The organism is Pseudoalteromonas sp. L1 (assembly GCF_021728095.1).
Taxonomy (GTDB): Bacteria; Pseudomonadota; Gammaproteobacteria; order Enterobacterales; family Alteromonadaceae; genus Pseudoalteromonas.
Genome location: NZ_JAKKCT010000002.1, coordinates 614,694 through 630,782, shown reverse-complemented (window position 1 = coordinate 630,782; position 16,089 = coordinate 614,694). Strand labels below are relative to the sequence as shown.

The following is a 16,089-nucleotide window of genomic DNA, read 5'->3' as shown; positions in this document are numbered from 1 at the left end:
TCATGCTTACTATGTTGCTAAAAGCGCATTCAAATACTTTAAATCAACTACACAGTGCACAACAGAATCCTTTTTATTCTGTTGACTATTTGATGCAAGCTCGTCAGCAACTCATATTAAAACTTCATGCTTATAATTCTGAGATTCTGCAAGTTACATTGTCAGCCGCCCAGTTACTGCAAGCTCTTCGAGACTTGAACACTGGCGCAGTATTAGCAAGCACATTGGCTGAAGCATGCTTGGTCACGTTATTAACGTCACCTAAAAAGTTAACCCATGAGTGCGTAACACACTTAAATGAAAGTGACGAAAAAGAGCTGCCAGTTAAACAGCTACTCGTTGAAAAGTTAGCAATTTATCGCGGTCGTACACAAACGGCTTATGCGCAGACATTTGATGCACTTAAGCCGATTTACTTTAGTCAGTCTGCTCAGCATGTTGAGTTATTTAAAGCATTTAAACAAGTCGCTATAGAATTACCAACAACAAAGGTGTTGTTTAAAACCACGAACGATTTTGCTGAGCTAAATTTAATTAATTCACCGTTAATGTCTGCTTATTTATTATTGCTAGATCAACAACGCGTGAATCATGTATGCAACTTTGCAAGCCAAGCACTGTCTCGAGAAGAGGCGTTACAAGTGATGCTACATACAGGCATGCCTAAATATGTTCCGTTAGTTGTGTCGTTATTATCGGATGTTGAGGATGCAGAGCCACTTATTAATGGTATAAAGCGTTGTTTAGGGGCTGAATTAGATAATTTAGTGACCTATGAAACTCAAGTGCAAGCACAAACAGATGCGCAAGCAATCGTTGATTTCCAACAGCAGTTTAACCAGCATTGGCCTGAGCACGAGTCATATTACGTTGGCAAAACTTTAGTATATGGCTATGCATTAAATCAACCGATTGATAGAGTAAAACAGCAAGGTGTTGATCAACAAAGCTGGCAAGTATTAGCAATTTTAAATGCGCTTAAGATGGATAGTAAAAACTATCAAGAGAGTGTTCATTGAGTGCATTTAAAATTAACATCGATCAGTTTGAAACGCCGTATAAGCTCAGTCCTGAAGAATTACTATTAGAAGGTGGTTCTAGTGAAGGCTGTATAGTTCCTTGGCATTCAACTGATGCGTTTGTGTACGACTGCATCATGAAAGCTAAGTCTGTTTTTAAAACGGATTTCGCGCAAAATGGCACTGTAATGTGGCTTTTGCCTGCGTTGCCGTTCCAAAGTGAATTAAAAACACTTTTTGCAACGAGCTTACAGCAATGCTTTGGCACACCCTTAGAACATCTGTTTTTTGAAGGTTGCCATGGTATACATTCAGCACTAATGCTGGCTCAAGAGAGCAGCCTTGAAAATGTAACAGTGATTGCCATTGATGGTGTTTTTAAGGCAAATAAGCGCGAGCAGTTTGATTATTTAGGTGTTGCAGCAAGCACGGCTAATATTGAGTTTATAAATACTGGTTGGGTGTTACAATCAGCAGAGATGGTTGCTTCGATAGACCTTGCTAAGCATAACCCTATTCAAGGGGAGCTAAAGCGTGTTTTATCGCTTAATGAGCAGCCAATAGACATAATTTTCGCCCCAGGAAATGGCGTAGAAAGTGATGACTGGTTAAATTATTTACCAGTGTTAAGTAACAAAATTAATGAACAGACGATTTTTCAATTACCTAATTATAAATTAGGAAAACTAGGTGCATTAGAAGGGATTATCAATCTTGCAACGCTGACAAATAGCCCATTTTATAATGACAGTTTGTCTCAGGCGTTAGTGATAACTCAAGAAAGTAACAAGTACCAAGCCGTCGCGTCATACTTATGGACAAGTAAGGAAGTGTGCAACTAATGGATAGCAGAGCAGTTGTTTTACAAGGAATAAGCTACCCAATTTGTGTGGTGTTAGCTAAGCAAAAAGCCCCCAGTGGCTTTGAGCCTGTTTCGACGAGCACGCCGGATAGTGCGTACAAGTACGTTGCTGAGTTAGGCACGGCATTAAGTGGCGATGCATCGAAACGTTTAGATCTCATTCAACTACTACAATCTGCGGGTATTCATTGTCCAAGGCAAGCATCTGCGCGTGAAACCGCCACCGCCTTAGTGAGTGCGCTTACCTCTGGCGCAGTGAGCTGTTACCGACAAAAAGCTAAAACAGTTATTCAAGTGAGCGATAATACTCGTCCATCGCAAGCCAAAAAATCACAATCACAAAGCAGCTCAAGTAGTGGTAAAAAGGCAACGCAAGCACCTGCAAGTAATAGCGGGGGGGCAAGCAATGCCACTGCCAGTGAAACCCCAATTACAGAGCAAGAGTGTCGTTCAGACCCTGTTTCAATGTTGACGGGCGAGGAAATATTGCCGTTAGTGGATTTTACGCTCGCTGCGAATAAGCCACTTAATTGGCGACGTTTGTATCGCTCATCAAAGTGTAATCAACGCTCATTGCTTGGTAATGGTTGGCGCCATGATTACATGGTGAAATTAACAGAGCATTACTTACCACCCCCAAAAGTTGGCCCTAAGAAAAAAGGCACTTACTGGTTAGAGTACCATGATGAACATGGTGCGACTCATCGATTTGAAAAAGTAAAACCAGGCCAGTCTAGCTACCAGCTGAGCAGTAACCTTGCCTTGCATTACAAAACAAATGGCAAACAAGTGTTGGTAACACCGAATGACCATCACTTAACGTTCATGCCTAGCGAGTCTGCGTGGTTACTTGAAAAAATCATTAACGAAAAAGGCCAGAGCACACGTTTTTATTATGACTCTCAAGAGCGCTTAGAGCGCATAGAGGTGAATAAAGCACGTGGTTGCGTTTTAAAATATAATAAACAAGGGCTGCTAAAAACAGTTCACGCTTATAGAACAAATGAACACAATAAGCTTGTTCTGATTGATCAGCCTCTGGCACGTTATGAATACGATGAACAGCAAAATTTAGTTGCTGCAACAAACCAACATGATGAGCAAGAGCGCTATGAATACAATGCAGCGCATTTATTAATAAAGCGGACCAGAGCAAGCGGTTTTAGTCATCATTTTGAATGGGATTCATACGGTTACGATGCCAAATGTATAAAACAATGGGGTGATGACAATATCTATTGCTATGAGTTTGAGTATCAAGGGAATAAGACAACCAGTATCGACTCTCGCGGTAATCAAGAGCATTTTGTTCATAACGAACAAGGTAAATTGATTGAGCATACGGATGCCAACGGTCACACCACAACCTACGGATACAATGCGCTTGGACAAAAGCTGACACAAACAGACCCCTTGGGCAATCAAACTCAGTATGCCTATACAGAGTATGGTCAGCTTGCCTCTGTCACTCAACCTGATGGTACTCGTACTCAGTTTGGCTATAACCAACTCGGCCAACAAGTGTTAACTATCTTGCCAAATGGCGACAAGATCCAACGTAAGTACAGTGCTTCTGGATTACTGCAAAGCGAAACCCTAGCAGATGGTCGAATTGCGCTTTATAGCTACGATCAACAAGGTAACTTAACGCAACATATCACGCCTAACGGCCATGTTTTAAAATATACGTGGAACGAGCATGGTGAGTTACTTGCTAAGCAGCATAATAATGAGCTTATTCGTTATAGCTACGATAACTTAGGCCGCATTAATGCAACAATAAACCAAGCAGGGCTGCTTACTCAGTATAAATACAATGAGCAGGGACAACTTGTGCAAACCACCGCGTTTGCTCAAAATGATCCAGAAAATAAGCAACAGCAATACTTCACATACGATGAAGCGGGTAGGTTAGTTGGCTCACAAAACAGCAACGGCGATACCACAGAGCAACACTTTGAAGGGCTAAGCCAGCCGCATTGTGTTATTCAACCCGACGGCAGCGCACTGCATTTAACTTATGATAAAGAGCGCAACTTAACGGCAATTGAGCGCAGTGACGGCCATGTATACCGTATAAACTACGATGCAAATGAAAACCCAACTCAGGTAACGGGGTTTGATGGCACGATACAACAATACAAGTATGATGCTTGTAATCGCTTAGTGTCAGTAACACAAAGCGATAAACGCCATGTAAAAATTAAGCGTGACAAACTAGGCCGCATAATTTCGCAGCACGCAAGCCTTGCCACAGGCAAACAAATCATTAATAACGCTAACCATTACACCTACACAGCAGAAGGTAAAATAGCGCGAGCTCATAATGCGCAATCAACGATAAAACAAGCGTTTGATAAGGGCGGGCGATTAATTAGTGTTGAGCAAATTCATAATCAACATCAAACACATAAACTTGCATACACCTACGATGACTATGGTAGAAGACAGTCACTCACTCTGCCAGACTCAACAACGCTTGATTATCACTACAATGAATTTGGTCAGCTTAGTGCAATTCAAGTAAAGCAGGCGAATGGTGATTTAACAAAACTGGTTGAACTTGGTTACGATAGCCAAAATAACATTCAGACACAGCACTTTGGTAATGATGTCACCCTTACCCAACAGTTTGATGTATTTAACCGCTTAACGCAGCAAGCGCTCACACACCCTGAGCAAGTATTATTTGATACCTGTGACTATCGCTACGATAACATCAACCAGTTGATTGCGCGTAAAGAAGAAGGGGTTAGTAGTCATAATATTAATTTTGAATACAACAGCCTTGGCCAGTTAATTAAGCAAAACTTAGCAAGCTCTGAGGTTGATACTACTACCCAATACCAGTGGGACAGCTTTGGTAACCCTGTTAGGCAGTCAAAACTAAAAAATGGCGAATTAACCGAATCGCAACCTGATACCAACGAAACAATCAATCACGTTGAAAATAACGATTCAGCGTATACAAATGATGTTATTCACAGCGAATATAACGATTCGGTTACAGCATCAGGTAGTAACTTAACCGATGATACTGTTATTCAAAGCGCAACCGAGGCCGACCGCTTAACACACTTTGGCGACAGCGACTTTCATTACGATGAATGTGGTAACCAAATACGTGAAACCGGTAAAGGTATTAAAACACACCGTCAATACAATGCGTTCAACCAATTAAGCAGCTTTAATAACAATGGTACGCTCACTCATTATGATTACGACCCATTGGGTCGACGCATCGCGAAGCATACCGAGCATGGCAAGATTGATTACATTTGGGATAACGACCAATTAATTGGCGAATACCAACACGGTGAATACACTTGGTATATCAACCTACCCAATCAATTTCACCCAGTCGCACTGATTAAACAGGGTGAGGTGTATTACTACCACCTAGACCAGCTGAATACCCCACGTTTTGTAACTAATAAAAACGCAGAAGTGGTATGGCAAAACCACGCGGATGTGTATGGCTATGAAGAGCCTGAGGCATCTATTAAAAACAGCTTCACTCAACCAATACGTTTTCAAGGGCAGTATTTTGATGAAGAAAGCGGCTTACATTACAACCGTTACCGCTATTACAGCCCCAAACAACAACGTTTTATAAACCAAGACCCAATTGGCTTGGTAGGTGGTATTAATCATTACCAATATGCGCCGAATCCAGTGAATTGGGTAGATCCGTTGGGGTTGAGTTGTAAGGAGACATTGAAGAAACAAGTATTTGCAGGGCACGGTTCGATAGACATTGTGAGGCCAGCAACGGTTCCGATGGGGACTAGCTTAACCGTTTACTCATGGGATGGTGCTACAATTACCGATGATTTAGGGAGTAAAATTGAAGATGGTACTGTTTCAAGTGGTGTTTTCAAAAAAGTATACACTGAAGGCGATGTAATCCCTGGATATATGCTGCATCCAAATTGTGGAAGTTTAAACATATCATCCAATTCAATTCAGGTTTCTGAAAGCAAGCATATATCTGAACTGCTAGCTGAAGATATGGGTGAATACCACTGGGCTGCATGTACATATATAGCTGGGCATAAAAACTCTAATGTTATCCATGATGAAGAAGGTATTTTTAAAGAAGAGTCAGGACAGTATTCACAGTTAAAAGACGGCAATTGGCAAAGTTTAGATGATGAAGGGGCTAACGATAACACTAGGAATCCTAAAAAGATCTCTGATAATTTGAGAAGTGCTGTGCCTGCAAGCGTGCCTAAAGCTAAGAAAAAACGCAAGAAATCATTACGTCTGAAGTACCTAGGTCGCACGCCGGGTAAAAAATCTAAAACAGGCAAAGAAGTGATTAATAGAATGAAAGCGGAGGGTAAAATAAGATCCTCTTTTAAAGGTACTGAATTTCAAGCTAGTAATGGAAAGTGGTATCCTTTATCAGAAGCTGATATGGCGCATGAACCAATGGATGCGGTAAAATACTGGAATACGACTGGACGAAAACATGGCGCTAAATCTAAACAAGTTCGAAAATGGATGTTGGATTCAAATAATTATACTCTAGATCATTACAGTTTAAATCGCTCCGCTGGAGCTAAATTGAAAGAACGTTATGAACCACCTTTAGGATAGATATGAAAAACTTACCTGTAAATTTGAGAGATAAAATCGATGCACTCTATATCTCTGCCTATGAAGCATTAGAAAAAAAAGATGTTAATACGGCGAAAGAGCAAGCAGAAAAAGCATGGGAGTTATTACCTGAGCCTAAATTCGACTGGGACGTAACACTCAGCTTTGTATCTGGAATATGCGAAATGTATAAGGAGTTAGGTTTTTATGAAAATTCTCATAAGATAGTGGATCAACTCTTGAGCTCGGATCATCTAGATGAGTATGATGATGGACCTATATTCTTAAAGGGAGCCATTTATTTTGAGCAAGGTGAACTAGATCTAGCAAAAATGTGGTTTGATAAAGCGAATACAATATCTAAAGGGCGTTGCTTTGTTAGTCAGCCGAAGAAGTATAAAACTTTTTATAGTGAGTATAAATAATGGATATTCATGATCAAATAGAGCAGTATTGCGAACAAGGTAATGACTTGTTCGATGAAGATGATTTTTTAGGTGCTATAGCCATTTGGCAAAAAGCGCTTGATTTAATCGTTGATCCTAATGAAGATTGGAATGAAGTGCTGTGGCTCAAGGTTTCAATTGGTGATAGTTTTTACATGATGGATGAATATGAAAAGTCTTTAGACTCTTTATTGGACGCCTTAAATTATCCTGAAGCAAATGAAAACGCATTTATACATTTTAGGGTCGGACAATGCCAATATCAATTAGGTAATATAGAAAGTAGTCAGAACTCGCTGTTAAAGGCTTATATGCTTGCTGGTAAGGAAATTTTTGATGAACATGAAGAGGAAGGCAAATTTTATTATGACTTTTTGTCTTCGAAAATAAAACTATAGATAGGTATCATGTTTATTTTATCTTAATTGCCTTAGATTAGTTGAAGCTAATTTTACAAGGAGTTGTGAGTGATTTCACGAAAGCCTAATGACCGAAAGGTTAACTTAGATTTGATGAACAACGAGTTCAAATCAAACTCAGATAAAGAAATTTTTTTAAAGTGGTTTCTTAGCGCACTCGAGAAAGCTGAAGTTGTTAATAAAAGGCGCCATATAGCTATTTGTCCTATATGTGACGAAGAAAATTTTTTATTATTAGAAGAAAAGAAAATTATACCCAAATATGAATATAGAATACCAAATGGGGAAACAAATTTAATTGTAGATTCATCTATCCTACATTTGGTATCTGTACATTCTTTAGTACCCGACGACTTGGTTATTTCAGCTTTAGGGAAAATATATTGCAAGTCCCCTATAAGCTAATTTTTATTGTGGAGCTTTAATCATGACTGACTTAACCTTTCGTGATATTGCTGAATTTACACTCAAAAACAATCCGAGCAAGCAGTTTAAAGATAAGTGGGGTGATGAGTATGTAAACTGCGCTATAAAATTGTGGAGAAAGGTAAAGCATTGTTACTCAAAAAGAGGAGAATGTAATTTTACTCCAGATGAGTTGTTATTCGCTATGAGCTATGAATACGCAGTTGCTCCTTATGGCTCTGAAAATAACAACGCTATAGAGTTTTATAGATGGTGCTTTGAAAATTTAGATAAAAGCAAAGACAAGTAATAAATTAATCAACACGGATGTTAATTATAAAACAATGGCAGGAAATGCTCGTTTACTAATGCCGAGTGAATTGAGTCATAACCCTACTATTTATAAATATGAAGCTATTAAGGCTCTTTGGTAGCTCAAAGCAGTAGTGGTTGCATTTCGCAATAGCAATGCTCTCCCGTACAATTCAGAAAAAGTGGCCTTTTATCAGTACACAGGAAAAGCTATCAAGAACATTTATCTGAAAACAGCCCATTAGCAACTGGTTTTTAGTTATGAAAAACATCATTTTTGTAGCTTGAGCCTCTGGTGAAGACTGTTGTTTTTAATAAATTTATAGGTGTTTGATGAAAAAGCTAATTACTAGCATTTATTTGATTTTTACTTTTTTTTGTACTGAAGCACTAAGTAATGATGACAAAACGTATGTCAGCTTTGATGTTATAGAGATGAATGTGGAAAGGGTTAATGATAATTTATTCCGCTGGATAAAATTTCATCCTGATAGCGAGTTCCCTTGTTTAAGACTAGATATTTTAGAAGCAGGTAGTAACGCGCTTATCAAGCAAAAGAATATTTGTAACGTGTATGACGAAGCATTGAAAGTTACACACGATTTTAAAAAGTTATCATTTTTAGATATCTACAATTTGAAAGTTAACTCACAGACTCTAACATTTGATTTAGAACTCTCTTTGTTGAGCCAAGATGTGGTTAATATGAATTGTTCAATTAAGATAGAAAGTACAGATTTTTCTCCACTTGATTGCCAACGTTTATAGGTAGAGGAATAGCTTGCGGCTGGATTGATACTAGCTGTAATAAACATAACTAAGTGACTCCACAGGAGTGACGAAACTAGTTTTATTGTTGATATTAAAGAGCTCATTGAAGAGCTCTAATAAAATGGATAGGGAAATATGGACTTCCCCTATAAGCATGCTGTAAAAGCACTTCAGTTTCATATTCCAGAACAACGGGTTAACCAAGATGGCACTTTAAAATGGTAAAACATCAACTCTTAGCACTTTTAGTTATATTCACTGTTTCTTCCTATGTCGAGGGTAAATCGGTATCAAGTTCTTTATGGAAAGAGCTTGATATTAATGATCCCAACCTCTCTAAGAATACAGTAATGCGCCAATGCGAGAGGAGTTTGAAATATGCAGTTAACGAACTTGAAAGCTGGTGTGAGAAAGCCTATCAACTAGGAGCTTGGGAAGCGCTGCTTTATATTGGGTATCATACAGGAGATGGCTCGCGTTACGTTCATGAAGTAAAGCAGCGTGCAGCTAATGATGAAATCAACGCTATTCGTAAATTAGCATGGCTATATGATGATGGCTTATTCATTGAAAATAACTCGACTGAAGCAGCCCGCTTATATGAACTTTACCTCACAAAAGCAACAGGTGCTTCACCTCGTTTGTTAAAGCGGATCCACTATGATCTTGCGAAAATTTATACAAAGCTTGAGGATTGGCCGAGTGTTATTAACCATGCGGAATATGTGCTTGAACACAGTGAAGGTGATGGTTCAGAGGCTCTAGCGAGAGAGTTAAGAGACAATGCAAAAACAAAAAGCAGGCAATGAATCTAATTTTTTAGGTTTATCTATCAAGATTTTTTAGAACTAAAAGGAGCTCAATAATAAAGAAAACATGATCTTTATTAGACATTATTAACCTGAAAGATAAAAGGTGCCTAGAAGATATTTTCTCCTAAATATTATGAGTTTGGTGAGCTTCAAAACTGACTAGTTAAAAAAGTAAATAGGTTTATGGATAAAATTAAAGAGTAATAGGGTTAAAAGCTAGAGGAAGAACAAATCTTTTCTCATATAAAAACTCAGTTATTCATAGATGATATAATAAATTAGAGAAAATGCTTTCAGCTAGGGGAGTAGCAGAGCCACTTCAAAATCATTGCAGGCTCTAAAGCTTTTTTTAAATAAATTAGCAGTATGAAAGTTTACTACCTTTGGGGTAAATCCGGCTAATCTACTTATTCTTAGAAAGTGATTTGAGCAATGTTACAGGCTATTCAAGTGCTGTGGTCGATTTGAAAATCTTGTTCAGGGGTTGATGTTTATTTTTGAGAAAGTTGTTATATGATAGCTAATCTCTAAACAACATTAAAAGATAAACACAGTGAAGGATATAATAAAGTCTCCTTTAGGGCTAATTGATCATAAAAATATGCAGAGTGATGAAGTAGTACTTTTGACTCTTAATTATGAAATGTTTGAAGATAAAAAAAACCTACTTATCAAAAAAGGTGATTATTTAATCGTGTCGTCTGACTTCTATTCTAAAATGAAAAAAATAAGAAGATATACGCAATCTGAATACCCATTAACTGCATTGCCTTGGATAATTGATCGAATAGAAAATGGCTTTTTTAAAAAGAAAAGTGAAGGGGGATTTTCAAATTTCGAGCGCAGTACGTCGGCTGAGTTTGATGGAGAGACGATTGGCATTAATGCAATGGTTCATTGTTGTGCTGAAAATCTACCAGGGTTGAATATTTGGAACGGCAACAGGAAAAGCTATATTTTCAACATGACACCTCAAAAGTGGGATATACCCAATTACATGTTAAAAGATGGGTTGTTAGAAGAGTTGAAAAATATAGCCGCTAAATATTCCTAACTTTATTGTGCGGGCTTAAGGAGAACGGTAAGTGAACTGCATAAAAAATAGTGTTTAAAAGGTTAATCACTGCGGGTTGTTAACATTAAACTAACCTCTGTCTGGGAAATAAATAAGCACTTCGTTGATGTAAAATGAAATGGCTATAAAAATAGCGTTTAAACATAAAAATACGGAAAAGGACTTTCATATGTCAGTAATTAGAATCCCCCAATCTGTTGGGCTAGGTGGTGTTAATACCCCAGCCGATGTAAAAACAGTACAAACCGCTTTAAATAAATTACTAAAACTTATCTCACCAACAAAAGCGTTGGTTGTGGATGGACGTTTAGGTTCTCGCCCAGAAAACTCTAAAACTGTTGCCGCAATAAAACAGTTTCAAAGCAAAGTTGTAGGTATGGTACGTCCCGATGGCAAGATAGATCCAAATGGTCGTTCTCACCGAAAAATAAATGAAAAGCTGACAACGATAGGTCAGGTTCATTTTAAATTACCAGTGGCCTCTTCGAATGTACAAGCATTGTCAGAATCTGATTTTCAAGATGTTGCGAATCAACTTGGGTGTAAGGTTGCTGCTATTAAAGCTGTTGCTGAGGTTGAATCCGCAGGTGATGCTTTTTTCTCAAATGGCAAACCTAAGATTCTATATGAAGCGCATATTTTCTCTCGTCTAACGAATCATAAATATGATTCAAGTCATCCGTCTATTTCGAGCAGAAGTTGGAATCGTAGTTTATACGTAGGAGGTCCGCAGGAATACGCAAGGCTTGAAAAGGCTATGGAATTAGATGTAACAGAAGCTTTAAAATCGACTTCTTGGGGGCGTTTTCAAATTATGGGGTTTAACTATAGTGCTGCAGGATTTGCTAGTGTAGAGGCGTTTGTTCAAACAATGTTTACATCACAAAGAAAACAGTTAGATGCATTTGTCAACTTTGTAAAAAGTAAAGGATTAGAAAAACACTTAATAACATTGAATTGGGCTGCATTTGCTGAAGGTTACAATGGTTCTCAATACGCACAAAATAAGTATGACGTGAAATTAAAAAAGGCTTTTGATAAATATGATAAAAAGTAAACTTTCTTCGATTTTTATTGCATTACCAATATGCTTTATTGCTTCGTGCAGCGCATCGCAAAATGAGTCAGCGATTATTTTTAAATGCCATGCGGATAAACCCACACAGATTGATGTGGTTGTCAGTGAACATGATGGCAGTTATAAGCTTATGCAATTTAACACCGCACAGGTCAAGCTTACTGAAATGACCTCTATCAGTGATGCGAGTAAATCCAGTTATCATCGTTCCTTGGTTAATGAACACAGTATGACGTTTACACACAATGGTAATAAAATAACCGTGAGTGACTACCATAGTGAAGAGCTGGGTATGATTACTAAAGAGAAATCAGTCACTATTGAACATGATGCCAAAAAAGACTATTGGCTTTGTGATGATTCAAGTGTTAGCAAATTACCTTCTATTGAGAACTTTTAGGAATGGCTACTAAAAGGGAAGTGGGTAATTAGTTGTAACTTGAATTTTGCACATGATAGTTTAGTAATAAGGCTAGCATATTCAGTCATGGTCTCTGCAAACAGAGCCACTAGTCAACATTTTGTATTTGCTAAGCTTTTACAGGTGTATTAGGAACAACTACAGAGGATTTTTGTGATTCTACCTCAGTTACTTTTAATTAAACTGAGGTATTCTCTTCCTCGCTATAAAAAGATAATCTTAAAAAATAAACAAAGTGCCGCAATCCTCGTCACTGAAAAAGGAGCTATAAACGCGAACTCCAAAGCGTTATAGAAATATTATGGAACAACAACACCAACAAACTCTCACACAGCTTGTAAACGATGTTTACAACAAGCCTGATTTAATTGAAGAGCATCAGCCGCTTATTGAGCCTTTGCTGACTGATTTAGTCGCGAGTGCGCCTTCAGGCTTTGAAGGCATGGCTGCTATGATTAATACGCATATTTCCAATGGGTTTAAGTTTAAAAACCCTAAAATACAACAGTTTGAGCTTGAGTCAGGGTTGTTAAAGTTAAAAACCTACTTTCAAAAGATTAATCTTTAACAGGAATTTAGACAGGCCTCTGCTAGAAAAACTTAGTTTCAAGGATGATGTGTGACATTAATTAATACATGTATGTTAATGGTGATTTTACAGCCGTTGTTTGTTTATTTGGCTCTGTTTAAACAGCCAGAATTTCACCCTATGACAGATACACCGGTCAAAAATGATGATGCTCTATTTTTGTTTGTCACCCCTGGGGTATCTGTTTTCTATTTTAGCCAGTTTTTTGAGGCGTTACTCTACCTAGGTGGGGTCTGGGTATTAGGGTTATTACTCGCTGTAATTTTGGCAAGCAAAGCCAAAAAAACCGTCACAAAGGATGATGCTATCAGCTTTACGATTGCAGGCTTTATCTTTTTTGGGATTATAAAATTAATTGCTATGGCAATTGCGTACTTTTTTATGGATGACCCCGCAGAGGCCGCACAGACTGCTATACCCCCCGCAAACGATGAAAGCGTTTTTTCAGTGAGTCAGCTATTTAGTGTAGATTATTTATATAACGCATTGTGGCCTACATTGTACTTTTTAGTCCTCATGATCATAACGCTTGTGATAAAGGTTATTGAACATCATAGTTCATTTAAAAAAGCACCTTCCGGCCTGCTTATTACGCTGGGAGCAGCGCTGGCGGGGATTGCCCCGTTAGCTGGAGAAGCCTATATTGTTGGGATTATTGCTAACTTTATTATCTTTATTGTTTTTTGCTCCTTGTGTTTAAAAATTGATATAAAAAAGGATCCATCAGCAGGGGCGATTGGGCTTTTTTTTGGGTATATACTCATGATGGGAATAGGCTTTAGTGTGATATGCAAAGTTATTTATGAGCTGTTTTTTAATTAAGTTTAAGTGAATTTGCAGTATCTTTTTTGCGCAATTTGCTTGTTATCCGACTTGTACCTTATTAGAATAAATAATTATATTTTTTAGCTGTACTAGTGTGTTTAGCGCTTAAATCGTATTTAAGTCATTATAGATTCTTATTTCACGTTTAAAGTAGCTTAATTACAGAGCCTATTTTTTATCTGAATGCTAAAAAGGAGTTTTGCTGTTGTCGCGGTTAAAGTGTTCATTGTTGGCAGTAATCGTGACGATTATGGCGTTATTCACTGGCTCACACGCTTTTGCGAATATTTTTGGTTTGTTTAATAAAGACGATTTTTTGTTATCGGCTCCTATTAAGGGGATTTTATTAGATAATGGGGTGCCCGTTGTAAATACAAAAGTTATTCGCTCACTCACCTATGGCGACGAGTACATAGATGAAGCAATAACAAATGAAGAGGGCTTTTTTGTCTTTGATGAAAAACGAATTCGCACCTCAAAGAAATCAAATATGTTTGATAATGATGCACTAATTCAGCATGTGTACCTTGACAATGGCACACCCGAAGGCATTGTGCTGTGGTATGCGGGTATTTCAATTTATGAAAATAGTGAAACGCTAAGGGAGCTTCTTAACGGGTTACGGTGTGATGTTGCTAAAAAACCACACACCTATGATGTGCCTATTAAAGAAGCATTAGATCATTATTTTACAATCTATGGCGCTTGTGAGTTGTGATTTTAAGGAGATTATATTGTTAATAGAGCGATTTAAATTGCCAATGCTTATTGCAGCAGTGGCTTTGCTAATTTTATTTACTACAACACAGGTTTTTGCAAATATGTTTGGTTTTTTTAGTAAGGAAGAGTTTGAACTATCAGCGCCGGTTGAAGGTCGTTTGCTATACGAAGAGCAGCCTGTTGCTGGTAAAAAGGTATTTCGTAAACTAAATTATGGCGATGATTATATTGATGAAGTAACAACGGGTACTGATGGCCGTTTTTCTTTTCCTGAAAAAGTGATCAAAACATCAAAGCCATCAAACATGTTCGACAATGAATCTGTTATTCAACATATTTACACATTAGATGAAAATGCAGAGGAAGTAACTATTTGGGCTGTTAGAGTATTTCCTTATGAGCACAAAGATACACTCACCGAATACTTGAATGATTTGGTGTGCGATATCGCACATGAACCACAAACATATGATATAGCGGCTAAAGAAGATAAGCAGCATACATTTGCTGTTTTTACCACTTGTAAGCTCTAACGTTTAAAACCAATAAAGGGATTTAAAATGAATACGTTAACACCTACTCAAGCAGTTCAATTAGCGTCACTTGCCTATGATGCTAAAGAATTAAAAAATACAAAACTTTTAAATGGGCTGTTGCATGCGTCTTTGCGAGACCAGTTTGATTTCTCTATCAATAGTAAGTCTATACAGGGCGTTTCAGGCGGCTTTTTCTCTCACCTATTTGGCTTAAGCACAGGCTTTGGTCTGGTTGCACATGGTAAAAATGCATTCCAAGGGCATTCAGTTATTACCATTCGCGGGACTGCTTCACTGAGAGACGGCCTAACTGATGCACATTTCGGTTTAAGTGGTGGCGCTAACGGCAGCATGGTTCATGCTGGTTTTAATAAAACGTTTTATACAATGAAGCCAGCTCTTCAAGAGTTTATGGCAGCGAATGTAAGAGATAAAATTACAGCGGGTGTTCATTTAGTTGGCCACAGCTTAGGGGGCGCTTTAGCAACGCTGGCTGCCGATTGGATTAAAGCAGAATATTCGTTACCAGTAAAACTTTATACATTTGGTTCGCCAAGGGTAGGTTTAGAAGACTTCTCAAGATCGGCTACTTCAAGAATAGATCACATTTACCGATGTACGCATGGTGCTGATCCGGTAACTAAAGTACCGTTATGGCCATTTTCTCATGCGCCTTATAATGGTCAAGAAATACGCCTAGACAGCGGCCAAGGCCTTAAAGGTGCGGCACATAAGCTTAGCGGAAACCCAGGTTACGTAAATACGGCCAATAGTAGTGATTGGAATAACTTAACCGTTAAAGCAAACCATTACCTTAACACGCCTGTAAGACTCAACTTTGAAGATAGAAACCAAGCATCATTTAATGCCCATTGGGCCGATAAATTAGGAGCTGCGTTAGTCACTTTATTAAAAGATGCGGGTTATTACAGTGCTGTGGCGGCACAAGCGGCAATTGGTACAGGTTTAACCTTTTACGATATGTTGGCTCGCACATTAGATAAGATTGCTAAAGCGTCTGCTTCATTTGCATCTCAGACTTTGGGCTTAATTGGTCATATGCTGGTTTTTGCAGGGAAAGTGATTGGTAAGGCGGTAGAGCTAACATACAGTGTGATTAAATGGGCATTCGACTCGACGCTTGGTGCCTTATATCAAGCTGCAAGAGATGGTTTAAATGGCCTAGACTAAAATATT

Annotated in this window: 17 protein-coding genes; all 17 read left to right on the top strand. The window is 38.2% G+C overall.

Going from position 1 to position 16,089, the window contains the following annotated elements:
• Window positions 1–2: 2 nt before the first annotated feature.
• The 17 genes from L3V38_RS08955 to L3V38_RS08875 all read left to right on the top strand — a co-directional run bounded on the left by L3V38_RS08955 (window position 3) and on the right by L3V38_RS08875 (window position 16,083).
• Window positions 3–1,019 (top strand): hypothetical protein, encoded by a 1,017-nt coding sequence (locus L3V38_RS08955; RefSeq protein WP_237119164.1) that lies wholly within the window; start codon window positions 3–5, stop codon window positions 1,017–1,019.
• Window positions 1,016–1,861 carry a hypothetical protein gene (locus L3V38_RS08950; RefSeq protein ID WP_237119163.1) on the top strand — a complete coding sequence of 282 codons (846 nt, stop codon included), beginning with the start codon at window positions 1,016–1,018 and terminating at the stop codon, window positions 1,859–1,861. Before L3V38_RS08955 ends, L3V38_RS08950 begins: the two co-directional genes overlap by 4 nt.
• The gene (locus L3V38_RS08945) at window positions 1,861–6,483 is read left to right on the top strand and encodes an RHS repeat-associated core domain-containing protein (RefSeq protein WP_237119162.1); all 4,623 of its coding nucleotides are present in this window, start codon (window positions 1,861–1,863) and stop codon (window positions 6,481–6,483) included. The genes L3V38_RS08950 and L3V38_RS08945 overlap by 1 nt, the downstream gene beginning before the upstream one ends.
• A 2-nt stretch (window positions 6,484–6,485) precedes the next feature.
• Entirely contained in the window at window positions 6,486–6,908 is a 423-nt protein-coding gene (locus L3V38_RS08940) for a hypothetical protein (protein ID WP_237119161.1), read from the top strand.
• A complete protein-coding gene (locus tag L3V38_RS08935) occupies window positions 6,908–7,327 on the top strand; it encodes a hypothetical protein (protein WP_237119160.1) in 420 nt (139 codons plus the stop codon). The genes L3V38_RS08940 and L3V38_RS08935 overlap by 1 nt, the downstream gene beginning before the upstream one ends.
• Before the next feature lie 69 nt (window positions 7,328–7,396).
• The gene (locus L3V38_RS08930; protein WP_237119159.1) at window positions 7,397–7,753 is read left to right on the top strand and encodes a hypothetical protein; all 357 of its coding nucleotides are present in this window, start codon (window positions 7,397–7,399) and stop codon (window positions 7,751–7,753) included.
• A 22-nt stretch (window positions 7,754–7,775) separates the two neighbouring features.
• Entirely contained in the window at window positions 7,776–8,063 is a 288-nt protein-coding gene (locus L3V38_RS08925; RefSeq protein WP_237119158.1) for a hypothetical protein, read from the top strand.
• A gap of 335 nt (window positions 8,064–8,398) precedes the next feature.
• Window positions 8,399–8,833: a hypothetical protein gene (locus tag L3V38_RS08920; RefSeq protein WP_237119157.1), complete on the top strand. Its 435-nt coding sequence runs from the start codon at window positions 8,399–8,401 to the stop codon at window positions 8,831–8,833.
• A 221-nt stretch (window positions 8,834–9,054) separates the two neighbouring features.
• Complete coding sequence (locus L3V38_RS08915; RefSeq protein WP_237119156.1) at window positions 9,055–9,645, top strand: hypothetical protein; 591 nt, start codon at window positions 9,055–9,057, stop codon at window positions 9,643–9,645.
• 556 nt (window positions 9,646–10,201) lie between these two features.
• Window positions 10,202–10,702, top strand: a complete 501-nt coding sequence (locus L3V38_RS08910) for a hypothetical protein (protein WP_237119155.1) — start codon at window positions 10,202–10,204, stop codon at window positions 10,700–10,702.
• A 190-nt stretch (window positions 10,703–10,892) separates the two neighbouring features.
• Window positions 10,893–11,780, top strand: coding sequence for an N-acetylmuramidase domain-containing protein (locus L3V38_RS08905; protein WP_237119154.1), 888 nt, complete (start codon window positions 10,893–10,895; stop codon window positions 11,778–11,780).
• Window positions 11,767–12,201: a hypothetical protein gene (locus L3V38_RS08900; protein ID WP_237119153.1), complete on the top strand. Its 435-nt coding sequence runs from the start codon at window positions 11,767–11,769 to the stop codon at window positions 12,199–12,201. Before L3V38_RS08905 ends, L3V38_RS08900 begins: the two co-directional genes overlap by 14 nt.
• Window positions 12,202–12,523: 322 nt before the next feature.
• Entirely contained in the window at window positions 12,524–12,790 is a 267-nt protein-coding gene (locus L3V38_RS08895) for a hypothetical protein (protein WP_237119152.1), read from the top strand.
• Window positions 12,791–12,841: 51 nt separating this feature from the next.
• Window positions 12,842–13,633 carry a hypothetical protein gene (locus L3V38_RS08890; RefSeq protein WP_237119151.1) on the top strand — a complete coding sequence of 264 codons (792 nt, stop codon included), beginning with the start codon at window positions 12,842–12,844 and terminating at the stop codon, window positions 13,631–13,633.
• 208 nt (window positions 13,634–13,841) lie between these two features.
• Complete coding sequence (locus tag L3V38_RS08885; protein ID WP_237119150.1) at window positions 13,842–14,354, top strand: DUF6795 domain-containing protein; 513 nt, start codon at window positions 13,842–13,844, stop codon at window positions 14,352–14,354.
• Between the two features lie 16 nt (window positions 14,355–14,370).
• Window positions 14,371–14,889, top strand: a complete 519-nt coding sequence (locus L3V38_RS08880; RefSeq protein WP_062567637.1) for a DUF6795 domain-containing protein — start codon at window positions 14,371–14,373, stop codon at window positions 14,887–14,889.
• A gap of 27 nt (window positions 14,890–14,916) precedes the next feature.
• Window positions 14,917–16,083: a lipase family protein gene (locus L3V38_RS08875; protein ID WP_062567636.1), complete on the top strand. Its 1,167-nt coding sequence runs from the start codon at window positions 14,917–14,919 to the stop codon at window positions 16,081–16,083.
• The last annotated feature ends 6 nt before the right edge of the window (window positions 16,084–16,089 follow it).

Coding starts and splice junctions, on each gene's coding strand:
- L3V38_RS08955 (WP_237119164.1), top strand. CDS start 3: ATGCTTACTATGTTGCTAAAAGCGCATTCAAATACTTTAAATCAACTA.
- L3V38_RS08945 (WP_237119162.1), top strand. CDS start 1,861: ATGGATAGCAGAGCAGTTGTTTTACAAGGAATAAGCTACCCAATTTGT.
- L3V38_RS08940 (WP_237119161.1), top strand. CDS start 6,486: ATGAAAAACTTACCTGTAAATTTGAGAGATAAAATCGATGCACTCTAT.
- L3V38_RS08935 (WP_237119160.1), top strand. CDS start 6,908: ATGGATATTCATGATCAAATAGAGCAGTATTGCGAACAAGGTAATGAC.
- L3V38_RS08925 (WP_237119158.1), top strand. CDS start 7,776: ATGACTGACTTAACCTTTCGTGATATTGCTGAATTTACACTCAAAAAC.
- L3V38_RS08920 (WP_237119157.1), top strand. CDS start 8,399: ATGAAAAAGCTAATTACTAGCATTTATTTGATTTTTACTTTTTTTTGT.
- L3V38_RS08915 (WP_237119156.1), top strand. CDS start 9,055: ATGGTAAAACATCAACTCTTAGCACTTTTAGTTATATTCACTGTTTCT.
- L3V38_RS08905 (WP_237119154.1), top strand. CDS start 10,893: ATGTCAGTAATTAGAATCCCCCAATCTGTTGGGCTAGGTGGTGTTAAT.
- L3V38_RS08900 (WP_237119153.1), top strand. CDS start 11,767: ATGATAAAAAGTAAACTTTCTTCGATTTTTATTGCATTACCAATATGC.
- L3V38_RS08895 (WP_237119152.1), top strand. CDS start 12,524: ATGGAACAACAACACCAACAAACTCTCACACAGCTTGTAAACGATGTT.
- L3V38_RS08875 (WP_062567636.1), top strand. CDS start 14,917: ATGAATACGTTAACACCTACTCAAGCAGTTCAATTAGCGTCACTTGCC.